Origin of the sequence: Pseudomonas sp. B3G-3 (assembly GCF_028640915.1) — a bacterium.
GTDB lineage: Bacteria > Pseudomonadota > Gammaproteobacteria > Pseudomonadales > Pseudomonadaceae > Aquipseudomonas > Aquipseudomonas chlororaphis_I.
The window spans coordinates 245033-265595 of sequence record NZ_JAQZAB010000118.1 but is presented as its reverse complement, the minus strand read 5'-3'; the positions used below and the strand labels follow the sequence as shown (position 1 = coordinate 265595).

Genomic DNA, 20563 nt, shown 5'->3' with positions numbered 1-20563 from the left:
TCGAGCCTGTAAAAGTATCGACCGCTCATCGCTTTAGGAATGCTGCATGTCCACCCCCACAGTCCGCGAACAATTCCTTGTCATCAGTGCCCTCGGCGCCAACCCCATGGAGCTGACCAACGTCCTGTGCCGCGCCAGCCATGAAAACCGCTGTGCCGTGGTGACCTCCCGCCTGACCCGCCACGGCGAGTGCAGCGCGCTGGTCCTGGAGGTTTCCGGCAGCTGGGATGCCCTGGCGCGCCTGGAGGCCGGCCTGCCGTCGCTGGCGAAGAAATACGCCTTCACCGTCAACGTGGTACGCAGCGCGGCCCTGGAAAACCGCCCGCAGGCCCTGCCTTATGTGGCTTACGTCAGCGCCGCCTACCGCCCGGACATCGTCAACGAACTGTGCCAGTTCTTCATCGACCACCATGTCGAGCTGGAAAACCTGACCTGCGACACCTATCAGGCCCCGCAGACCGGCGGCACCATGCTCAACGCCACCTTTACCGTGACCTTGCCGGCCGGCACCCAGATCAGCTGGCTGCGCGATCAGTTCCTGGACTTCGCCGACGCCATGAATCTCGATGCGTTGATCGAACCCTGGCGCCCACAGAACCCAATGTAAGGAAGCCCCAATGGCCGTTGCCATCGACCAACCTGTTGCCAACTTCGAAGCCCCGGCCACCAGCGGTCAGACCGTCAGCCTCGCCGCGCTCAAGGGCAAGCAGGTGGTGATCTACTTCTACCCCAAGGACAGCACCCCGGGCTGCACCACCGAAGGCCAGGGCTTTCGCGATCAATACGCCGCGTTCAAGGCCGCCAACACCGAGGTGTTCGGCGTATCCCGCGATGGCCTGAAGTCCCATGAGAACTTCAAGTGCAAGCAGGAATTCCCCTTCGAGCTGATCAGCGACAAGGACGAAGCCGTCTGCCAGCTGTTCGACGTGATCAAGCTGAAGAAGCTCTACGGCAAGGAATACATGGGCGTCGATCGCAGCACCTTCCTGATCGACAAGGATGGCGTGCTGCGCCAGGAATGGCGTGGCGTGAAAGTGCCAGGCCACGTGGATGCGGTACTGGCTGCCGCGCAGGCGCTGAATAAGGCCTGAGCGGGGTAAACGACTAAAAAAGGGGGCGGCTGAATCAGCCGCCCCCTTTTCATTTCCAGGACAGAGCCGTTCTAGAGCAAGGGCGCCACGACCGGCTCCTTGCGCGGCCAGGCATCCAGTACCGCCTTGAACAGAGTGGCCAGGGGAATCGCGAAAAATACGCCCCAGAAGCCCCACAACCCGCCAAACAGCAGCACCGCACAGATGATCGCCACTGGATGCAGGTTCACTGCCTCGGAGAACAGCAGCGGCACCAGCACGTTGCCGTCCAGGGTCTGAATGATCCCGTAGACCGCCATCAGATAGATGAACTGGTCGCTCCAGCCCCACTGGAACAAGGCGATCAGCGCTACCGGCACGGTCACCACCACCGCCCCGACGTAGGGCACCACTACCGAAATCCCCACCAGCAATGCCAGCAGGGCCGCGTAGTTCAGCCCCAAGGCCACGAAGGCGATGTAGGTCACTCCACCACAAATGACGATCTCGATCACCTTGCCACGAATGTAATTGGCGATCTGCCGGTTCATCTCCTGGGCCACCCGGGTGATCAGCGCCCGCTCGCGCGGCAGGTAACCGCGCACCCACTGGCTGATCATCGCCCGGTCCTTGAGGAAGAAAAACACCAGGATCGGCACCAGCACCAGATAGATCATGATGTTGACCAGCAGTGGCAGGCTGGACAGCGAGAAGGTCAGCGCCCACTGGCCGAACTTGCCGATCTCGCCACGCGCCACCTCGATCGCCTGCAACACCTGTTCGTCGGACACCAGGTGTGGGTAACGCTCCGGCAACAGCAGAAGCAGCGATTGCCACTTGGCGAGCATTCCCGGCAGCTCGTTGAACAAAGTGATCAACTGATGCCACAGCAGCGGCACGACGACCACGATGAACACCAGCAGCAGCCCCATGAACAAGGCAAACACCAGGCCCACCGCCGCCCCGCCAGGCAAACGCCAGCGCTCCAGCGTGAGCACCAGCCCCTGCATCAGGTAGGCCAGCACCATTCCCGCCAACACTGGCGCGAGCATGCCGCCCAAGGTCAGCACGGCGGTGAAGGCCAGGAACAACAGAACGGCCAGCACCACAGCCTCTTCGTCGGAGAAGTAGCGCTGAATCCAGTCGCGTAACACTTTGAACATCAATGATCCTTAGACAGAGGCGCGATGATTTCCGGGGCGGTTCAGGCCTTCTTCAGCCAGTAACGATAGACCCCGGCTTCGTCTTCCTCGCGCAGCAGGGTATGACCGGCCAAACGGGCAAAGGTGCGAAAGTCGCGCTGGGAACCGGCATCCGTGGCGATCACCTTGAGCACCGCGCCGCTGGCCAGGCGATTGAGTTCCATCTTGGCCTTGAGCAGCGGCAGCGGGCAGTTCAGGCCGCTGGCATCGAGCTCGGCGTCGTGGGCTACAGCATCAGTCATTGCGTCACTCCGGGAGGGTCGTCGAGGTGCCTAGAATATCTGGTCCAAGGCCTGGTGTCCGGCTACAGTAGACTCTTTGTCGACTAAGGCTTTGTGCATGACTTTTTTGCGCCCTACCCTGCTGACGCTCGCTTGCCTGCTCGCCTCACCAGGCTTCGCCGACGACCTGCCGTCACTCGGTGATGCCAGTTCTGCCATTGTCTCGCCCCAACAGGAACACCAACTGGGCCGCGCCTGGCTGGCGTTGCTGCGCAGCCAGGTTTCGCAACTCAACGACCCGCAACTCAAGGATTACGTCGAAACCAGCGTCTACAAGCTGGTCGAGACCAGCCAAGTCAACGACCGGCGTCTCGAGTTCATCCTGATCAACAGCCCGCAGCTCAACGCCTTTGCCGCTCCCGGCGGGATTGTCGGGGTCAACGGCGGGCTGTTCCTCAATGCCCAGACCGAAGGCGAATACGCCTCGGTGCTGGCTCACGAATTGGCGCACTTGTCGCAACGCCACTTCGCCCGTGGCGTCGAGGCCTCGCAACGCATGCAGGTGCCGATGATGGCCGCCCTGCTGGCCGGTATCGTGATCGCCGCGGCGGGTGGTGGCGACGCCGGGATCGCCGCCATTGCCGGCACCCAGGCCGCGGCCATCCAGGAACAACGGCGCTTCTCTCGGCAAAACGAGCAGGAAGCCGACCGTATCGGCATCCTCAACCTGGAAAAGGCCGGTTATGACCCGCGCTCCATGCCGACCATGTTCGAGCGCCTGATGCGTCAGTACCGCTTCGACGCCAAGCCGCCGGAGTTCCTGCTGACTCACCCGGTCACCGAATCGCGGATCGCCGACACCCGCAACCGTGCCGAACAGGCCAAGGCTGGCGGCAAGGAAGACAGCCTGCGCTACCAGCTGATCCGCGCACGCGTGCAACTGATCTACGAAGAGTCTCCCGGCATGGGCGCCAAGCGTTTCCGTGCCCAGCTCGACGAAAACCCGAAAAACGACATCGCCCGCTACGGACTCGCCATCGCCCAGATCAAGGGCAGCCAGTTCAACGATGCCCGGGAAAACCTCAAGCAACTGCTGGCCAAGCAGCCTAACGACATCACTTACAACCTGGCCCAGATTGATCTGGATACCGCCACCAGCCGTTTTTCCGACGCTCAGGCCCGGGTGGATAAAATGCTTGCGCAGTACCCGGGCAACTATCCACTGAACCAGGTCAGGGTCGATCTGCTGCTCAAGCAGAATCGCCCGGCGGACGCCGAAAAGGCTCTGGAAAGCCTGCTCAAGACCCGCTCCGATGATCCGGACGTCTGGTACTCGGTGGCGGAAACCCGTGGCCTGTCCGGCAACATCATCGGCCTGCATCAGGCGCGGGCCGAATACTTTGCCCTGGTCGGCGACTATCGCCAGGCGATCCAGCAGCTGGATTTCGCCAAACGCCGCGCCGGCAGCAACTTTCCCCTGTCTTCGCGGATCGACGCACGTCAGCGTGAGTTGATGGACCAGGAGCAGATGGTCAAGGACATGATGCGCTGAGCCCGACCGGCGCCCACAAAAAAGCCCGCCTCTTCCGAGGCGGGCTTTTTATTGCGCGATCAACCCGCTAAGCGGATTACTCGGCCAGCTTGAAGGTAATGAAGCTGGCGCGCCCCTGACGCAGAACCCGCATCGAGACCGAACGGTTCTTTGGCAGCGCCTGGGCGATTTCGGTGAAGTTCTTGGTTGAAGTGATCGCCTGATTGTTCAGGTGAGTGATCACATCACCCGGCTGCAGGCCGATCAGCGCGGCTGGGCCATCCTGGACTTCCTTGATCACCACACCACCCTTGAGGTCGAAGGCTTTCTTCTGCTCATCGGTCAACTCGACCACCGCAACGCCCAGACGGTTGCTGCTGCGCTCGGCACCGGACTTGCTGATGACATCCAGGGTCTTGTCTTCGTCCGGAATCGCACCAACGGTCAATTCGACGTTCTTGCGCTTGCCGTCACGAATCACTTCAAGGTTGGCTTTCGCGCCTGCCTTGAGGGCACCGACCAGATGCGGCAGGTCCGCCGACATGATGATCGGTTGACCGTTCATGCTCAGGATCACATCGCCCACCTGCAGGCCGCCCTTCGCTGCCGGACCGTCGTCCTGGATCTGTGCCACCAGCGCACCGGCCGGTTTCTCCAGGCCGAAGGATTCCGCCAGGTCCTTGTTCACTTCCTGGATGACCACGCCCAGCCAGCCGCGGCTGACTTTGCCACCGGCTTTCAGCTGGTTGGAAACATCCATGGCGACATCGATCGGGATAGCGAAGGACACACCCATGAAGCCACCGGAACGGGTGTAGATCTGCGAGTTGATACCCACGACTTCACCGGCCAGGTTGAACAGCGGACCACCGGAGTTACCCGGGTTGATCGGCACGTCGGTCTGGATGAACGGCACGTAGTTTTCGTTCGGCAGGCTACGACCGATGGCACTAACGATGCCCTGGGTCACGGTGTGGTCGAAACCAAATGGCGAACCAATGGCCACCACCCACTGGCCGGCCTTCAGGTCCTGGGATTTGCCCAGTTTCAGCACTGGCAGGTCCTTGCCATCGATCTTCAGCAATGCCACGTCGGAACGTGGATCGGTACCGATCAGCTTGGCTTTGAGTTCGCTGCGGTCAGCCAGGCGGACAAGGATTTCATCCGCGTCGGCGATCACATGGTTGTTGGTCAGGATGTAACCGTCCGACGAAATGATGAAGCCAGAACCCAGGGACTGGGCTTCACGCTGGCGATCGCCCCGTGGCGAACGCGGCTGCGGCGGCATGCCACGCTCGAAAAACTCGCGCAGCATCGGCGGCAAGCCTTCGAGGTCTGGCATCTGGGCGGAAACCTTGCGGTCCGGGAGCTTCTGCGTGGTACTGATGTTGACCACTGCAGGCGATGCCTGCTCGACCAGTTGTGTGAAGTCAGGCAAGTCCGCCGCCTGCGCGGTAACGGCCTGACCGAGCACCAGCACAGTAGCGAAAATGGAGAGATAGGATTTCAAACGTGGTATCGACATACGGCTCCCATTACAACGAGCGTGGTTAAGCGATAGGGACAAGAAATACCAGGCGACTCGCGCAGTACTTTTGTCCCGGAAACGACAAACAAGGCCAGAACCTAGTGGCTCTGACCTATAAGAAAAAACAGGGGGTTTTGCAAATGAAAATGTTCACCGAACATTTAGATATCTCGATTGCAGAGCTGGCATTGCAGACCTCTTACACAACCAACATTAACGCTCGATGAACACCTGGGCTGTACTCACTGCGCCTTGGGCGCAGCGGCGTCGGTACGCATCGACAAGGCGATCCGTTCGGCGGTGCCGATAGGGATCTCGCCCACCACCGTTACCATCATTTCGCCTTCAGGCGTGGTCAGGCGCCGGGATACCGCCACGGTTGGGCCCAGTTGAGTGCGAGTGTCGGTCACCGTCGCACCGTTGAGCGGCTCGAGGAACACCGAGAAGCGGGCCAGGCCATCGTCATACATCAAGCTGTTGACCATGGCCTTGGTGTCGGGATCCTTGCGCGCACTGCTGCTGGTCAACTCGAAGCCTGGCGGTAACCAGTCGGAATGCCAGACCTGCGCAGCCTTCACCGCGGAAGCCTTGTCGCTGTCCAGGGCCACAGCCTTGCATTCGGCGCTGGCCTGCAACTCGCTGTCCTTCGGCACATCAGCCGTATCCAGGCGAGTGAACTGGAAGCGCTCGAGCAACTGCCCCTTATCGTTCAATAGCAACGATTTCAGCGGCAGGCCCGTCTCGCGGTCCAGATGCAATTCAAAACCATAACGGTGCTGGTCCCGTGGGGTCAGGGAAACAATGACCGCCGCACGCCCAGCCACACGCGACTTGCCGATGACGGCAAGGTCGTACCAATTCTTGAGCTTTTCTGGATCGAGTGAGTGGGCCGAAGCGTTGGGAGCATCCCCCAGTCCAGCCACCAGCGTACCGCTGACACATTGGGTACGCCCATCAACACGCACAACCTCTTGAGCGGAACCGTCGAGCTGAATCAACCGCTCGCGGACCTGGCCATCCTGGACGCGATGCCAGATGTTATGGGTAGAAAAACTACCGTTACGCTCGTAGACGAAAGTACCCTGGAAGCTTTGCTGCTGTTCGGCTTGCCCAAGACGTTTCAACCAATCCTGAGCTTCGTCGGCGTGGGCTGGAACGATGAACCAGCCACTGAGCAGAAGCGAGAGTAGAGGGATGGCGCGCATGATCCTCCTTAACGGTTTTCCAGGCTCGCCGCACGAGCATAAGGCAGAGCGCTTTCAGTGCCCTTCAGTGCAGCTTGTTGAGCATGCTGACGCAAGTAGCTTGGCAGACGCTGATCGTGCCAGCCTGGCTGACCTTGCAATACGCCGTTGGCCATAGGGCCAGTGGCTTCCGAACTCTCATTGTAGCCGGCCAATACAGCTGGGCCTTTTACTTGAGGAGCGGCCAGGGTTGGCTGGTTCGATTGCTGTGCCAGTTCGACACCAGCGATCTCGTCCTGGTTGTACAGGCGAACACCCGCCAGCACGGCAACGGTCACCGACGCAGCAACAGCCAGGCGACCCAGGCTGCGCCATGGACCACGAGTGGCCTTGGCCGGTACGGCTTCGTCAGCCAGCGCAGCAGAAACGGCCGCGGCGATGTCCAGACGCGGAAGCAGCAATTCCTTGTGCATGGCCGCCCGGGCGATCTGGTAACGAGCCCAGGTCTCACGGGTTTCCACTTCGTCGACGGCATTCAATACCCGACGCAATTCCAGTTCGTCCGCTTCGTTATCCATCACCGCGGACAGCGATTCCTGCAGGGCTTCACGACTCATGGCGGTTCCTCTCTTGGCTGTCGCCGCTGTCTCAGGTTTCCTGCAACAACGGCTGCAGGGCTTTATCGATGGCCTCCCGAGCGCGGAAAATCCGGGAGCGCACGGTACCCACCGGACATTGCATGACGCTGGCAATGTCCTCGTAACTCAGACCATCGAATTCACGTAAAGTTAAAGCCGTACGCAAATCTTCTGGCAGTTGCTGAATGGTTCGATGGACGGTGCCTTCGATCTCATCCCGCAGCAATGCGCGCTCTGGAGATTCGAGATCCTTGAGGCCATGATCGCCATCGTAGAACTCCGCATCCTCGGAACTGACATCGCTATCCGGCGGCCGGCGGCCGCGTGAAACCAGATAGTTTTTCGCCGTGTTGATGGCGATACGATACAGCCACGTATAAAACGCACTGTCACCGCGGAAATTACCAAGCGCACGGTAAGCCTTGATAAAGGCTTCTTGTGCAACATCCTGGGCTTCATGGGTGTCGTGCACGAAACGCACGATCAACCCGAGAATTTTGTGCTGGTATTTCAGCACTAGCAGATCGAAAGCTCGCTTGTCGCCGCGCTGAACGCGCTCGACCAGCTGCTGATCCTCTTCCTGGGTTAGCATGAACACTCCTCGATAAGCTCGGAGGAAGCTTGCATAACTAAACGATCAGGCTTGCAAACATAGACTCGGGCTTTTCGCAAAAGTTCTCCCCCTCCAAGCAAGTTTCCTGCGGGCTCTGATTTGGCACGCACGAAAAACGCAGCGCGGGCAAGGCCGGCTGCGCGAATAATCCTGTCGTCGAATTGAGTTGCATGACCACAACACAAGTCCTGCATAAAACCGACGCTGTCCCTTCTATCAGGCAACCTTCTATTGAGTTTGGGGCCGTGTCAAAAGTTCCCAATCTTTATAGCCGTGCAGGGCGAACATTGTGTAACCATGAAGAGAAAAAGGTTGCTACATCTTCGATACAGTCGCCAGTTTCCCGATTTGACGGAAAAATCTAACCGCCCGCCACTGCCTCGCAACACCGCCTTTTCCCGCGCCCATAATTTCATAATGCCACGAAGGCACCGCTATTGTGCCGATCCCCCCCTCTATATACTAGTGGGCTGCATGGCTGCTTTGACTCGCCGATCCAGGCGTCTTGCGCCAACCCCGACCCGGGTCGCTTTTGAGCGGAATCTTCCAATGAGCCAACAGTTTCAACACGATGTTCTGGTGATAGGCAGCGGCGCTGCCGGTTTGAGCCTTGCGCTGACCTTGCCCGGTCATCTGCGCATCGCCGTATTGAGCAAAGGCGATCTCGCCAATGGCTCGACCTATTGGGCTCAGGGTGGCGTCGCGGCAGTGCTGGACGACACCGATACCGTCGAATCCCACGTCGACGACACCCTCAATGCCGGTGGCGGCCTGTGCCACGAAGACGCGGTGCGGTTTACCGTCGAGCATAGCCGCGAGGCCATTCAATGGCTGATCGATCAGGGCGTGCCCTTCACCCGTGACGAACAATCGGGCAATGAAGACGGCGGTTTCGAATTCCACCTGACCCGCGAAGGCGGCCACAGCCATCGCCGCATCATCCATGCCGCCGACGCCACCGGCGCGGCCATCTTCACGACATTGCTGGACCAGGCCCGGCAACGCCCGAATATCGAGTTGCTGGAACAGCGGGTCGCCGTCGATCTGATTACCGAAAAACGCCTGGGGCTGGAAGGCGATCGCTGCCTCGGCGCCTATGTACTCAACCGCGCCACCGGCGAAGTCGACACCTACGGTGCGCGTTTTGTCATCCTCGCTTCCGGCGGTGCCGCCAAGGTCTACCTCTATACCAGCAACCCCGATGGCGCCTGTGGCGATGGCATCGCCATGGCCTGGCGTTCGGGCTGCCGGGTGGCCAACCTGGAGTTCAACCAGTTCCACCCGACCTGCCTCTACCATCCGCTGGCCAAGAGTTTCCTGATCACCGAGGCCCTGCGCGGCGAGGGCGCACTCCTGAAGCTGCCCAACGGTGAACGCTTCATGCCGCGTTTCGACCCGCGTGCCGAACTGGCGCCGCGGGATATCGTCGCCCGGGCCATCGACCATGAAATGAAGCGCCTGGGTATCGACTGCGTGTACCTGGACATCAGCCACAAGCCGGAAGCCTTCATCAAAAGCCACTTCCCGACCGTGTACGAACGCTGCCTGGAATTCTCCATCGACATCACCAAGCAGCCGATCCCGGTGGTACCGGCCGCGCACTACACCTGCGGCGGGGTGATGGTCGACCAGCAGGGCCGCACCGACGTTCCGGGCCTGTATGCCATTGGCGAAACCAGCTTCACCGGCCTGCACGGCGCCAACCGCATGGCCAGCAACTCGCTGCTGGAATGCTTCGTCTATGCCCGTTCCGCGGCCGCCGACATTCTCGAGCAACTGCCACAGATCGCCATTCCGATCGCCCTGCCCGCCTGGGACGCCAGCCAGGTCACCGATTCCGACGAAGACGTGATCATTGCGCACAACTGGGACGAACTACGGCGATTCATGTGGGACTATGTCGGTATCGTGCGCACCAACAAGCGCCTGCAACGGGCTCAGCACCGGGTGCGCCTGCTGCTGGACGAAATCGATGAGTTCTACAGCAACTACAAGGTCAGTCGCGACCTGATCGAGCTGCGCAACCTGGCCCAGGTCGCCGAGCTGATGATTCGTTCAGCCATGGAGCGCAAGGAAAGCCGGGGCCTGCATTACACCCTCGACTACCCGAACCTGCTGCCCCAGGCACTGGACACTATTCTGGTGCCGCCCACCTACGGCGACTGAACTTGAGCCGCACGCGCAGGCGCCGATGCACATCGGCCGCCTGCGCATCCCGCGGCACACAGACCGACCTCACCCAGCGCTCGCCCGGCAAGCGAAAACGCAACACCACCAGCAACGGCAGCGCCAGGCTGTCAGGCCGCAGTTGCACCGGCCGCCAGCCCTGCCCCGCGCACCACAACTGCCAGCCATCGGCATCGCGACGCAGACCGCTGAAAGCCGAGGGATGACTCAGCAGAATCCGCCGCGGCAACGTCCAGACTGCGTGGCCCAGGCACAGCAGAGCCCCGAACAGACCGGCCCAAAGCGGAATATCGAGCATCAGCAAGGCGCCCAGCGCAAACAGCTGGGCCAGGAGATAGGCCGCCAGCAATTGCCTGGAAGGCTGCCAGCGGCATTCGAAGGTGTTACTTGGGTTGGACACGATCCAGGATCATGCGGACCATGCGTTGCAGCTCGGGATCTTCGGATTCGGAGCGTTCCATGAACCAGCCGAACATGTCCTGATCTTCGCATTCGAGCAGCCTGACGTAGCAGGCACGGTCAACATCGTTCAGATGCGGATAGACTTCTTTCACGAATGGCACCAGCAACACGTCCAGTTCCAGCATGCCGCGGCGGCTGTGCCAGTAGAGGCGGTTCAGTTCAACATCTTCGACCATGGAGCGCTCCTCAAATAGAGCGCAAGTATACAGTCCGACGGACGCCAGAACAGTCGGCTTTGGTCGATCGCCACCCATCCTTTGTGAACTACCCATTTCAAGGGCACCACCTTATGATGTTCGCCAGACTTTTTACCCTGCGATGACCCATGGCTGATTCCGCTTTTTTCTGCTCCCTGTCCCACGAGGGCGTTCTCGCCGTCCGCGGCCCCGATGCCAGCAAGTTCCTTCAGGGCCAGCTGACCTGCAATCTCAATTACCTCAGCGATAGCCAATCCAGCCTGGGCGCCCGTTGCACCCAGAAAGGCCGCATGCAATCGAGCTTTCGCATCCTGCTCGAAGGCGATGGCTGCCTGCTGGCCATGGCCACCGAGTTGCTGGAGCCGCAACTGGCGGACCTGAAAAAATACGCGGTGTTTTCCAAGGCCAAGCTCAGCGATGAAAGCGCCCTGTGGGCGCGCTTCGGCCTGGGCAACGCCGATGCGCTGCTGGCCGGTCTCGGACTGCAGCTGCCGGCGGAAGACGGCGCGGTCGCCCGCAGCGACGGCCTGATCGCCATTCGTGTCTCAGCGGACCGGGCCGAGCTCTGGGCCCCGGCAGATAAAGCTGAAGGCCTGCGCGAACAGCTGGCCGCGCAACTGCCCGAAGGCGATCTCAACCAATGGTTGCTGGGCCAGATCCGCGCCGGTATCGGCCAGGTCATGCCGGCCACCCGCGAGCTGTTCATCCCGCAAATGCTCAACCTGCAGGCCATCGGCGGCGTCAGTTTCAAGAAAGGCTGCTACACCGGCCAGGAAATCGTCGCGCGCATGCAGTACCTGGGCAAACTCAAGCGCCGCCTCTACCGCCTGGCCCTGAACGTCGAAGAGTTGCCGGAACCCGGTACCCCGCTGTTCTCCCCGACCCACGGCAGCTCCATCGGCGAAGTGGTGATCGCCGCGCGCGCCGAACAAAACATTGAACTCCTGGCCGTACTGCAAGCCGAAGCAGCAGAGGATGGCAATCTCCATCTCGGCGCGCTCGAAGGTCCCGGGCTGCAGTTGCTGGACCTGCCTTACCAGCTGGATCGCGATCGAGAAATCCAGCGCTGATCGCCGCAACTTCCTGCAATACCCCTAGAGAACAGAAATGAGTGAGCTGGCGGAAAAGGTCCAACAGGATTTGGTTGAGGCCATCGATAACGATGACCTGGTTCTGCCAACGTTACCGGAAGTGGCCCTGCAGATTCGCCGGGCCGCTGAAGATCCGGAAATCAGCGTCAGTACCCTGAGCAAAGTGATTGGCCGTGATACGGCGCTGTCGGCGCGCCTGATCAAAGTGGTCAACAGCCCCCTGCTGCGCGCCACCCAGGAAGTCACCGACCTGCACACCGCGATTACCCGGCTGGGGGTCAATTACAGCAGCAACCTGGCCATCGGCCTGGTCATGGAGCAGATTTTCCATGCCCGCTCGGAGGTGATCGCACAGAAAATGCACGACGTCTGGCGCAAAAGCCTGGAAGTGGCCGGCGTCAGCTATGCCCTGTGCCGCAGCCATACCCAGTTGAAACCCGACCAGGCCGCCCTTGGCGGACTGGTGCATCAGATCGGCGTGCTGCCGATCCTGACCTATGCGGAAGATCATTATGAGCTGCTGTCCGACCCGGTCAGCCTCAACCACGTGATCGAACGCATCCACCCGTTACTGGGCGACAAGTTGCTACAGGTCTGGGAGTTTCCGGAACAGCTGGCCAAATTGCCGGGGCAGTACCTGGACTTCAAGCGTCAGTCCACACGTGTGGATTACGTCGACCTGGTGCAGGTCGCCAGCCTGTATTGCCACAAGGACACCAACCACCCGCTGGCGAAGATCGATCTCCTCAGCGTACCGGCCTTCAAAAAGCTCGGAATCGACCCCGAGAACAAGGTGATGTGCAGCGACCTGGCCGAGTCGCAGTCAATGTTCTACTGAACCTGTACCGCTAGCCGCTAGCCCGCGTTAAAACTTACCCGCACCTTCAGCCCCGCCTGCGCGCCATCGTGCAGGCTGATCTGCGCCAGATGGGCGCGACAGATTTCGCCGACGATCGCCAGGCCCAGGCCGGAACCGGCGACATGGGGGTTGCGCCGGTAGAAACGCTCGAATACCCGGTCGCGGTCTTCCAGCGGAATCCCCGGGCCGTCGTCCTCCACCTCCAGCACCGCCGGTGCACTGACCCGCAGGATCACGTTTCCGCCCGGCCTGGTGTGGGCCAGGGCATTGTCCACCAGGTTGCTCAGCAGCTCGTTCAAGAGGGTCGGCTCGCCGCGTAGCCAGACCGGCTCGTCGGCTTCCAGGGCCAGGGCGATCCCCCGGGCGTGGGCCAAGGGCGCCATGGCCATGCCCAGTTCGCGGGCCAGCTGGCTGAGATCGAGCAATTGCGCGCCGCCCTCGGCAATCGCCCGGGCACCGTTTTCGATCCGCGCCAGGGACAGCAACTGATTGGCCAGGTGAGTCAGGCGATCGGTGCCCTGGGCGGCGCTTTCCAGGGTGCTGCGCCAAGTCTCGGGTTCCGACGCCCGCAGCCCCAGTTCCAGGCGTGCCTTGAGTGCCGCCAACGGGGTGCGCAATTCGTGTGCGGCATCGGCGATGAACTGCGCCTGGCGCTCGAACTGCCCACGCAGCCGCTCGGTGAAGTGATTCAGCGCCCGCACCAGTGGCCACAGCTCGCGCTGCACCTCGACCAGCGGCAAGGGGCGCAAATCATCGGGCTGGCGCTCTTCCACCGCGCTGCGCAAACGCTCCAGCGGACGCAACGCGGCGCTGACCGCGAACCACACCAGCAGCAAGGCCCCCATGGCCAGCATGCCCAGGCGCAACAGGGTATCGGCCATCAGGCTGCGCGCCATGCGGACCCGCGCCTCGTCGGTCTCCGCCACGCGAATCTCCGCCATGCCGTTCATGTTCGGCTCGCTGACCGCCTTGAGCAGGCTCACCACCCGGACGTTCTGCCCTTGATAGGTGGCATCGTAGAACCGCGCCAGCGCCGGGTAATCGTCGGTGCGCGGCGTGCCCGGCGGCGGACCGGGCAGGTTTTCGTAACCGGAAATCAGTTTTTGGTGGATGTCGTTGACCTGGTAATAGATCCGCCCGGCGCTGTCGTAGGCGAAGGTATCGAGGGCGACATAGGGCACATTGGCGCTCAGGCCGCCGTCGCGCTGGGACAGGCCGGCGGCGATGGTGCGGGCCGAGGCCAGCAGGGTCCGATCGTAGGCGGTGTCCGCCGCCTCGCGGCCGTTCCAGTAGGCACTCAGGCCGCTGGCCAGCATCAATACCACCAGCAGCAGCGCCAGGTTCCACAGCAGGCGCCAGCGCAGGCTGCTGGGCCTATGCATCGCGGCTTTCCAGCAGGTAGCCGAGGCCACGGAAGGTGACGATGGCCACCGGCTGGCCGTCGAGTTTCTTGCGCAAGCGATGGACATAGATTTCGATGGCATCCGGGCTGGCCTCTTCATCCAGGCCGAAGACCTGGGAAGCCAGTTGCTCCTTGCTCATGACCCGCCCCGGCCGGGCGATCAGCGCCTCGAGCACCGCCTGCTCGCGAGAGGTCAACGTCAGCAGTTCTTCACCGAGGGTAAAACGCCGGGTATCGAGGTCGTAGGCCAGCACTCCGCAGCGCTGCACCCGCTCGCCGCCGAGCACGCTGCGCCGCAGCAGGGCCTTGACCCGCGCTTCCAGCTCGGTCAGCTCGAAGGGCTTGGCCAGGTAGTCGTCCGCCCCCAGGTTGAGGCCGTGGACCCGGTCCTTCACATCGCTGCGCGCGGTCAGCATCAGCACCGGCAGGTTCTTGCCCCGCGCTCGCAGGCGCGCCAGCACTTCGAAACCATCCAGGCGCGGCAGGCCCACATCGAGGATCGCCATGGCGTAATCCTCGCTACCCAGGGCCAGGTCCGCGGCGACCCCATCGTGCAGCACATCCACGGTCAAGCCCGTGCTCTTGAGCGCCTGGGCGACACTTTCAGCCAGCTGCAGGTGGTCTTCGACGAGAAGCACGCGCATGGATTTCCTACCTCGTTCAGGGGATCGACGGCACTTTTTATTGCCGCGGAGTTTACAGCCGGGACCGCTGCTGTGAAGCCCGAAAACCGTGAAAGTCTGCTGAAAGGTTAGCGAAAGGTTGGCCCTTTAGAGTCCTGTCACGGATTGTTTCGACTTCCGTGGCTACCCCCCGGTGGCCTCCCGAAAAACGCCTCGAAGCGTTTTCGCCAATAAGAACAATAACGGAGTACAACACGATGCTGTCCATGCAGCCTCAGGCCTGCCAGCCTGTTCGTTTTTCCCGTCTCAGCCACACCGCCCTCGCCAGCGCCGCCGCCCTTGCCGGTTTCTCACCGATCAGCCAAGCCGCCTTCTTCGAAGACAGCAGCGCCACCCTCGAAACCCGCAACATGTACTTCAACCGCGATTTCCGCAGCGGCACCAGTGCCCAGCAATCCAAGCGCGACGAATGGGCCCAGGGCTTCATGCTCAACCTGCAATCGGGCTACACCGACGGCACCGTGGGCTTCGGCGTCGATGCGCTGGGCATGCTCGGCATCAAGCTCGACTCCAGCCCCGACCGCACCGGCACCGGCCTGCTGCCGACCCACGACGACGGGCGCGCCGCCGACGAGTACTCCAAGGTCGGCCTGACCGGCAAAGTGAAGATCTCCGCCACCGAACTGAAGATCGGCAGCCTGATCCCAGAACTGCCGACCATCAAGCCCAACGACGGACGCATCCTGCCGCAGACCTTCGAGGGCGGCCTGCTGACCTCCAGGGAAATCAAGAACCTGACCTTCACCGGCGGGCGCCTGGAGAAAGCCAAGGACCGCGACAGCACCGACTTCGAGGACATCGCCCTCAACAACAAGAACAGCCGCTTCGCCGGCACCGTCGCCGGCAAGCACTTCGACTTCGGCGGCCTGGACTACAAGTTCACCGACAAGATCACCGGCAGCTACCACTTCGCCCAGCTCGCCGAGGTCTACAACCAGCACTTCTTCGGCCTCCTCGCCTCGCAGCCAATGGGCCCGGGCACCTTCGCCACGGACCTGCGCTTCGCCGTCAGTGACGACCAGGGCCAGGCCCGCGGCGGCAAGATCGACAACAAGTCCCTCAACGGTTTGGTGAGCTATGCCCTGAACGGGCATAAACTCAGCGCCGGCTACCAGCACATGTCCGGCGACAGCGCCTTCCCCTACCTCGACGGGGCCGACCCGTACCTGGTCAACTTCGTGCAGATCAACGACTTCGCCGGCGCCGAAGAACGCTCCTGGCAAGCCCGCTACGACTACGACTTCGGCAAGCTCGGCATCCCCGGCCTGACCTTCATGACCCGCTACCTGAGCGGTGACAACATCGCCCTGAAAAACGGCGACACCGGCAAGGAATGGGAACGCAACACCGAGATCAAGTACGTGGTGCAAAGCGGCACCTTCAAGGACGTCGCTGTGCGCCTGCGCAACGCCACCTACCGTTCCAACTATTCGGCCCGCGATGCGGATGAAGTGCGCCTGCTGGTGAGCTACAGCCTGGCGCTCTGGTAATCGACCGACCTTCGGCAAGTGCTGACACCTGCCGAAGCCCCTGGCATGCAATACACAACAACAACTCCTGTGGAGACAAGCATGAACCCATCACTGCGTAAATTGGCCCTCGCCACCGGCTGTATGCTGTTCGCCGGTCAACTGCTCGCCGCCAGTGGCGAACCCAAGCGCCCGGAATGCATCGCCCCGGCCTCCCCCGGCGGCGGTTTCGACCTGACCTGCAAACTGGCGCAGAGCGCGCTGGTCAACGAAAAGCTGCTGACCAAACCAATGCGCGTGACCTACATGCCCGGCGGTGTCGGCGCGGTGGCCTACAACGCGGTGGTGGCCCAGCGTCCGGCCGACGCCGGCACACTGGTGGCCTGGTCCAGCGGTTCGCTGCTGAACCTGGCCCAGGGCAAGTTCGGCCGCTTCGATGAAAGCGCAGTGCGCTGGCTGGCCGCGGTCGGCACCAGCTATGGCGCCATCGCCGTGAAGAGCGACTCGCCGTACAAGACCCTCGACGACCTGGTCAAGGCCCTGAAGAAAGACCCAAGCTCGGTGGTGATCGGCTCCGGCGGTACCGTCGGCAGCCAGGACTGGATGCAGACCGCGCTGATCGCCAAGGCCGCCGGGATCAACCCGCGCGACCTGCGCTACGTGGCCCTGGAAGGCGGCGGCGAAATCGCCACCGCGCTGCTGGGCGGGCACATCCAGGTCGGCAGTACCGACATCTCCGACTCCATGCCGCACATCCAGAGCGGTGACATGCGCCTGCTCGCGGTGTTCTCCGACAAGCGCCTGGACGAGCCGGAAATGAAAGACATCCCGACCGCCAAGGAGCAAGGCTACGACATCGTCTGGCCAGTGGTGCGCGGCTTCTACCTCGGGCCAAAGGTCAGCGACGAAGACTACGCCTGGTGGAAAGACGCCTTCGACAAGCTGCTGGCTTCCGAAGAGTTCGCCAAGCTGCGCGACCAGCGCGAACTCTTCCCGTTCGCCATGACCGGGCCGGAACTGGACGCCTACGTGAAGAAACAGGTGGCCGACTACAAGACCCTGGCCAAAGAGTTCGGCCTGATCCAGTGATCGCCCCTGTCTAGCGGTCCTGCCCCTTTCGCGGGGGCAGGGCCCAGGAGTTTCCCATGCTCTTACAACGCATTTTCGCCTCGCTGCTGCTCCTGGTCTGCCTGGGCCTGGCACTGATGGCCTGGCCTTACCAGGCCGCTTTTTCCTACGAACCGGTCGGCCCGCGCGCCTTTCCCCTGCTGATGCTCGGGCTGATGGGCCTGGCGCTGCTGTACATGGTGTTTCGCCCGGCGCCGATCAAGCACAGCGAAGACGAACCGCCGCTGGACCGTGAAACCCTGACCAAGATCAGCATCTGCGTGGTCCTGCTGCTGATCTTCGCCGGTCTGTTCGAACCCCTGGGTTTCATTCTCAGCAGCATCCTGATCGGCATTCCGATGGCGCGCCTGTACGGCGGCCGCTGGGTGCCCAGCGCCGTGGTCACCACGCTGATGGCCATCGGTCTGTACGTACTCTTCGACCGGGTGATGGACGTGCCACTGCCCCTGGGCCTGCTCGACGTTCTGGAGAACTGATATGGATACGCTTGGCTATTTGGGCCAGGGTTTCGGCGTTGCGCTGAGCCCCTACAACCTGGTCACCGCCCTGACCGGCACCCTGATCGGCACCGTGGTCGGCCTGCTCCCGGGCCTGGGCCCGATCAACGGCGTGGCGCTGCTGATCCCGATCGCCTTCGCCCTCGGCCTGCCACCGGAGTCGGCGCTGATCCTGCTGGCGGCGGTGTACCTGGGTTGCGAATACGGCGGCCGGATCAGTTCGATCCTGCTGAACATCCCGGGCGAAGCCTCCACCGTGATGACCACCCTCGACGGCTACCCGATGGCGCGCCAGGGCCTGGCCGGGGTGGCCTTGTCGCTGTCGGCCTGGAGCTCGTTCATCGGCGCCTTCATCGCCACCTGCGGCATGGTGATGTTCGCCCCGCTGCTGGCGAAATGGGCAATCGCCTTCGGCCCGGCGGAGTACTTCGTGCTGATGGTGTTCGCCATTGTCTGCCTCGGCGGCATGGCGGGTGACCGACCGATCAAGACCTTTATCGCGGCGCTGATCGGGCTGTTCCTGTCGTCGGTCGGCATCGACGCCAACAGCGGCGTGTACCGCTTCACCGGCGACAACATCCACCTCACCGACGGCATCCAGTTCGTGGTGCTGGTACTGGGCCTGTTCTCCATCAGCGAGATCCTGTTGCTGCTGGAAAAAACCCATCGCGGCCAGGAAGCGGTGAAAGCCACCGGGCGTATGATGTTCAACTTCAAGGAAGCGGCGTCGGTGTTCGTGGTGAACATCCGTTGCGGCCTGCTGGGCTTCATCATGGGCGTCTTGCCGGGTGCCGGCGCGACCCTGGCCAGCGCCGTGGCCTACATGACCGAAAAACGCATCGCCGGCGCCAGCGGCAAGTTCGGCCAGGGCGACAAGCGCGGCCTGGCGGCTCCGGAAACCGCGATCGGCGCCTCGGCCTGCGGCGCCCTGGTGCCGATGCTGACCCTCGGCGTCCCGGGCTCGGGCACCACCGCGGTGATGATCGGCGCCCTGTCGCTGTACAACATCACCCCGGGCCCGCTGCTGTTCCAGCAGCAACCGGACATCGTCTGGGGCCTGATCGCCTCGCTGTTCATCGCCAACATCATGCTGGTGATCCTCAACATCCCGATGATCCGCGTCTTCACCCGCATCCTCGCCGTGCCGAACTGGGCCCTGGTGCCGGTGATCGCAATCATCACCGGGATCGGCGTCTACGCGGTGCACGCCACCACCTTCGACCTGTTCCTGATGGTCGGCATCGGCATCTTCGGCTACATCCTGCGCAAGCTGGATTTCCCGCTGTCGCCAGTGTTGCTGGGCTTTATCCTCGGCGGGCTGATGGAACAGAACCTGCGTCGCGCGCTGTCGATCTCCAACGGCGCGATGGAAATCCTCTGGTCCAGCCCGATCACCGTCGGCGTCTGGGTGCTGACCGTGATCATGCTGCTGATGCCGATGATCCGCATCTGGCGCAAGCGCTCGGCCCTGCAACGCGCCGTGGCCGATGTCTGAGGTCAGCTTCAAACAGTGGTGGGGTACGCCCCTGGTCGGTCTGGTCGGCGGTTACCTCGCCAGCCAGATCGGCTGGCCGCTGCCGTGGATGGTCGGCTCGTTGCTGGCGATCATCCTGGTGCGCTGCCTGACGCCCTGGCAACTGGGGGAAATCCCCGGCGGCCGCAAATGCGGGCAATGGGTGGTAGGGATCGGCATCGGCCTGCACTTCACCCCGGTGGTGATGGAGCAGGTCATGAGCCATTTCGGCCTGATCTTCTTCGGTGCCCTGGTCACCAGCCTGTCCAGCGTGGTCGGGGTCTGGCTGCTGCGGCGCACCGGTGAGGACCGGGCCACCGCGTTCTTCTCCAGCATGCCGGGCGGCTCCGGCGAGATGGTCAACCTCGGCGCGCGCAACGGCGCGGTGCTCAGCCGTGTGGCGGCCGGGCAGAGCCTGCGGGTGCTGGTGGTGGTCTTGTGTGTACCGGCGGCCTTCAAGTACCTGTTGGGTGAAGGCGTGCCCCAATTGCATCCGGCCAGCGTCGATTGGCGCTGGCTGGCGGTATTGTTTCCGGCGGGCGCCCTGCTCGCCTGGCTCTGGCAGCGTCTGCGCCAGCCCAACCCCTGGCTGTTCGGGCCGCTGCTGGTCAGCGCCGCGGTCAGTATCGGCTGGGACCTGCACATCGGCCTGCCGGACGGCGGCAGCCAGATCGGCCAGTGGCTGATCGGCAGCGGCCTGGGCTGTCACTTCAATCGCCAGTTCTTCCGCCGCGCGCCCTCGTTCATGGGCCGCACCCTGGTCGGCACCGCGCTGACCATGCTGATCGCCAGCCTCGCGGCCGTGGCCCTGAGCGCCCTGACTCATCTGGATTTGCGTTCGCTGACATTGGGCATGATGCCCGGCGGTATCGCGGAAATGAGCCTGACGGCCGAGACCCTGCAACTGTCGGTGCCGCTGGTGACGGCGATGCAGGTGATGCGCTTGCTGTTCGTACTGTTTCTGGCCGAGCCGCTGTTCCGGCATTGGGACAAGAAACCGGACTGAAGCCGGTCCCCCGTAGCCGCTGCCGCAGGCTGCGATCGACCCCGAAAGGGGCGCAATATACAGAATCGCCGAGGTCCTTCGG

21 protein-coding genes are annotated in these 20563 nt (G+C 62.5%); 11 read left to right on the top strand and 10 right to left on the bottom strand.

Annotation, left to right across the window (positions count from 1 at the left end; genetic code table 11):
- Positions 1-46 precede the first annotated feature (46 nt).
- The gene (locus tag PVZ80_RS23750) at positions 47-607 is read left to right on the top strand and encodes a glycine cleavage system protein R (RefSeq protein ID WP_007930238.1); all 561 of its coding nucleotides are present in this window, start codon (positions 47-49) and stop codon (positions 605-607) included.
- A 10-nt stretch (positions 608-617) separates the two neighbouring features.
- Complete coding sequence (locus PVZ80_RS23745) at positions 618-1091, top strand: peroxiredoxin (protein WP_038630836.1); 474 nt, start codon at positions 618-620, stop codon at positions 1089-1091.
- A 71-nt stretch (positions 1092-1162) separates the two neighbouring features.
- On the opposite strand, the gene PVZ80_RS23740 is transcribed toward PVZ80_RS23745, so the two are convergent.
- Positions 1163-2233, bottom strand: coding sequence for an AI-2E family transporter (locus PVZ80_RS23740; RefSeq protein WP_007930236.1), 1071 nt, complete (start codon positions 2231-2233; stop codon positions 1163-1165).
- Positions 2234-2274: 41 nt separating this feature from the next.
- The gene (locus PVZ80_RS23735; RefSeq protein WP_007930235.1) at positions 2275-2514 is read right to left on the bottom strand and encodes a sulfurtransferase TusA family protein; all 240 of its coding nucleotides are present in this window, start codon (positions 2512-2514) and stop codon (positions 2275-2277) included.
- Between the two features lie 97 nt (positions 2515-2611).
- Between PVZ80_RS23735 and PVZ80_RS23730 the strand changes: the two genes are divergently transcribed.
- Positions 2612-4045, top strand: coding sequence for a M48 family metalloprotease (locus PVZ80_RS23730; RefSeq protein ID WP_007930234.1), 1434 nt, complete (start codon positions 2612-2614; stop codon positions 4043-4045).
- A 76-nt stretch (positions 4046-4121) separates the two neighbouring features.
- On the opposite strand, the gene PVZ80_RS23725 is transcribed toward PVZ80_RS23730, so the two are convergent.
- From PVZ80_RS23725 to rpoE, 4 genes are all read right to left on the bottom strand, one after another.
- The gene (locus tag PVZ80_RS23725; RefSeq protein ID WP_009047488.1) at positions 4122-5549 is read right to left on the bottom strand and encodes a DegQ family serine endoprotease; all 1428 of its coding nucleotides are present in this window, start codon (positions 5547-5549) and stop codon (positions 4122-4124) included.
- Between the two features lie 245 nt (positions 5550-5794).
- A complete protein-coding gene (locus PVZ80_RS23720; protein ID WP_053268421.1) occupies positions 5795-6757 on the bottom strand; it encodes a MucB/RseB C-terminal domain-containing protein in 963 nt (320 codons plus the stop codon).
- A gap of 8 nt (positions 6758-6765) precedes the next feature.
- Entirely contained in the window at positions 6766-7353 is a 588-nt protein-coding gene (locus tag PVZ80_RS23715; RefSeq protein ID WP_009042586.1) for a sigma-E factor negative regulatory protein, read from the bottom strand.
- Positions 7354-7384: 31 nt separating this feature from the next.
- Positions 7385-7966, bottom strand: a complete 582-nt coding sequence (gene rpoE, locus PVZ80_RS23710) for an RNA polymerase sigma factor RpoE (protein WP_007930230.1) — start codon at positions 7964-7966, stop codon at positions 7385-7387.
- A 570-nt stretch (positions 7967-8536) separates the two neighbouring features.
- On the opposite strand from rpoE, the gene nadB reads away from it, so the two are divergent.
- A complete protein-coding gene (nadB, locus tag PVZ80_RS23705; protein WP_110176181.1) occupies positions 8537-10153 on the top strand; it encodes an L-aspartate oxidase in 1617 nt (538 codons plus the stop codon).
- Here the strand turns inward: nadB and PVZ80_RS23700 are convergent.
- Both PVZ80_RS23700 and PVZ80_RS23695 read right to left on the bottom strand, forming a co-directional pair.
- Entirely contained in the window at positions 10122-10574 is a 453-nt protein-coding gene (locus tag PVZ80_RS23700; protein ID WP_009047485.1) for a protein YgfX, read from the bottom strand. The genes nadB and PVZ80_RS23700 overlap by 32 nt on opposite strands.
- Positions 10558-10812 (bottom strand): FAD assembly factor SdhE, encoded by a 255-nt coding sequence (locus tag PVZ80_RS23695; RefSeq protein ID WP_007930227.1) that lies wholly within the window; start codon positions 10810-10812, stop codon positions 10558-10560. Before PVZ80_RS23695 ends, PVZ80_RS23700 begins: the two co-directional genes overlap by 17 nt.
- Positions 10813-10961: 149 nt before the next feature.
- Here PVZ80_RS23695 and ygfZ point away from each other — a divergent pair, with 149 nt between their 5' ends.
- Entirely contained in the window at positions 10962-11903 is a 942-nt protein-coding gene (ygfZ, locus tag PVZ80_RS23690) for a CAF17-like 4Fe-4S cluster assembly/insertion protein YgfZ (protein ID WP_101281944.1), read from the top strand.
- A gap of 37 nt (positions 11904-11940) precedes the next feature.
- Positions 11941-12762 carry an HDOD domain-containing protein gene (locus PVZ80_RS23685; RefSeq protein ID WP_103331529.1) on the top strand — a complete coding sequence of 274 codons (822 nt, stop codon included), beginning with the start codon at positions 11941-11943 and terminating at the stop codon, positions 12760-12762.
- A gap of 17 nt (positions 12763-12779) precedes the next feature.
- On the opposite strand, the gene PVZ80_RS23680 is transcribed toward PVZ80_RS23685, so the two are convergent.
- Together PVZ80_RS23680 and PVZ80_RS23675 are read right to left on the bottom strand one after the other, a co-directional pair.
- The gene (locus PVZ80_RS23680; RefSeq protein ID WP_009047482.1) at positions 12780-14165 is read right to left on the bottom strand and encodes a sensor histidine kinase; all 1386 of its coding nucleotides are present in this window, start codon (positions 14163-14165) and stop codon (positions 12780-12782) included.
- Complete coding sequence (locus tag PVZ80_RS23675; protein ID WP_009042580.1) at positions 14158-14829, bottom strand: response regulator; 672 nt, start codon at positions 14827-14829, stop codon at positions 14158-14160. The genes PVZ80_RS23680 and PVZ80_RS23675 overlap by 8 nt, the downstream gene beginning before the upstream one ends.
- Positions 14830-15065: 236 nt before the next feature.
- Here PVZ80_RS23675 and PVZ80_RS23670 point away from each other — a divergent pair, with 236 nt between their 5' ends.
- The 5 genes from PVZ80_RS23670 to PVZ80_RS23650 all read left to right on the top strand — a co-directional run bounded on the left by PVZ80_RS23670 (position 15066) and on the right by PVZ80_RS23650 (position 20481).
- Positions 15066-16358: an OprD family porin gene (locus tag PVZ80_RS23670; RefSeq protein ID WP_009042579.1), complete on the top strand. Its 1293-nt coding sequence runs from the start codon at positions 15066-15068 to the stop codon at positions 16356-16358.
- Positions 16359-16439: 81 nt separating this feature from the next.
- Positions 16440-17426: a Bug family tripartite tricarboxylate transporter substrate binding protein gene (locus tag PVZ80_RS23665; protein ID WP_101281941.1), complete on the top strand. Its 987-nt coding sequence runs from the start codon at positions 16440-16442 to the stop codon at positions 17424-17426.
- Between the two features lie 56 nt (positions 17427-17482).
- Entirely contained in the window at positions 17483-17941 is a 459-nt protein-coding gene (locus PVZ80_RS23660) for a tripartite tricarboxylate transporter TctB family protein (RefSeq protein ID WP_106696711.1), read from the top strand.
- A gap of 1 nt (position 17942) precedes the next feature.
- Entirely contained in the window at positions 17943-19457 is a 1515-nt protein-coding gene (locus PVZ80_RS23655; protein WP_007930213.1) for a tripartite tricarboxylate transporter permease, read from the top strand.
- Positions 19450-20481 carry an AbrB family transcriptional regulator gene (locus PVZ80_RS23650; protein ID WP_009047479.1) on the top strand — a complete coding sequence of 344 codons (1032 nt, stop codon included), beginning with the start codon at positions 19450-19452 and terminating at the stop codon, positions 20479-20481. Before PVZ80_RS23655 ends, PVZ80_RS23650 begins: the two co-directional genes overlap by 8 nt.
- The last annotated feature ends 82 nt before the right edge of the window (positions 20482-20563 follow it).

Bases quoted from the DNA above. Each gene is read 5' to 3' on its own strand.
- nadB (WP_110176181.1), top strand. From the start codon at position 8,537: ATGAGCCAACAGTTTCAACACGATGTTCTGGTGATAGGCAGCGGCGCT.
- PVZ80_RS23730 (WP_007930234.1), top strand. From the start codon at position 2,612: ATGACTTTTTTGCGCCCTACCCTGCTGACGCTCGCTTGCCTGCTCGCC.
- PVZ80_RS23740 (WP_007930236.1), bottom strand. From the start codon at position 2,233: ATGTTCAAAGTGTTACGCGACTGGATTCAGCGCTACTTCTCCGACGAA.
- PVZ80_RS23725 (WP_009047488.1), bottom strand. From the start codon at position 5,549: ATGTCGATACCACGTTTGAAATCCTATCTCTCCATTTTCGCTACTGTG.
- PVZ80_RS23685 (WP_103331529.1), top strand. From the start codon at position 11,941: ATGAGTGAGCTGGCGGAAAAGGTCCAACAGGATTTGGTTGAGGCCATC.
- PVZ80_RS23750 (WP_007930238.1), top strand. From the start codon at position 47: ATGTCCACCCCCACAGTCCGCGAACAATTCCTTGTCATCAGTGCCCTC.
- PVZ80_RS23670 (WP_009042579.1), top strand. From the start codon at position 15,066: ATGCTGTCCATGCAGCCTCAGGCCTGCCAGCCTGTTCGTTTTTCCCGT.
- PVZ80_RS23655 (WP_007930213.1), top strand. From the start codon at position 17,943: ATGGATACGCTTGGCTATTTGGGCCAGGGTTTCGGCGTTGCGCTGAGC.
- PVZ80_RS23675 (WP_009042580.1), bottom strand. From the start codon at position 14,829: ATGCGCGTGCTTCTCGTCGAAGACCACCTGCAGCTGGCTGAAAGTGTC.
- PVZ80_RS23695 (WP_007930227.1), bottom strand. From the start codon at position 10,812: ATGGTCGAAGATGTTGAACTGAACCGCCTCTACTGGCACAGCCGCCGC.
- PVZ80_RS23660 (WP_106696711.1), top strand. From the start codon at position 17,483: ATGCTCTTACAACGCATTTTCGCCTCGCTGCTGCTCCTGGTCTGCCTG.
- PVZ80_RS23745 (WP_038630836.1), top strand. From the start codon at position 618: ATGGCCGTTGCCATCGACCAACCTGTTGCCAACTTCGAAGCCCCGGCC.
- PVZ80_RS23735 (WP_007930235.1), bottom strand. From the start codon at position 2,514: ATGACTGATGCTGTAGCCCACGACGCCGAGCTCGATGCCAGCGGCCTG.
- PVZ80_RS23680 (WP_009047482.1), bottom strand. From the start codon at position 14,165: ATGCATAGGCCCAGCAGCCTGCGCTGGCGCCTGCTGTGGAACCTGGCG.
- PVZ80_RS23715 (WP_009042586.1), bottom strand. From the start codon at position 7,353: ATGAGTCGTGAAGCCCTGCAGGAATCGCTGTCCGCGGTGATGGATAAC.
- PVZ80_RS23665 (WP_101281941.1), top strand. From the start codon at position 16,440: ATGAACCCATCACTGCGTAAATTGGCCCTCGCCACCGGCTGTATGCTG.
- PVZ80_RS23650 (WP_009047479.1), top strand. From the start codon at position 19,450: ATGTCTGAGGTCAGCTTCAAACAGTGGTGGGGTACGCCCCTGGTCGGT.
- rpoE (WP_007930230.1), bottom strand. From the start codon at position 7,966: ATGCTAACCCAGGAAGAGGATCAGCAGCTGGTCGAGCGCGTTCAGCGC.
- PVZ80_RS23720 (WP_053268421.1), bottom strand. From the start codon at position 6,757: ATGCGCGCCATCCCTCTACTCTCGCTTCTGCTCAGTGGCTGGTTCATC.
- ygfZ (WP_101281944.1), top strand. From the start codon at position 10,962: ATGGCTGATTCCGCTTTTTTCTGCTCCCTGTCCCACGAGGGCGTTCTC.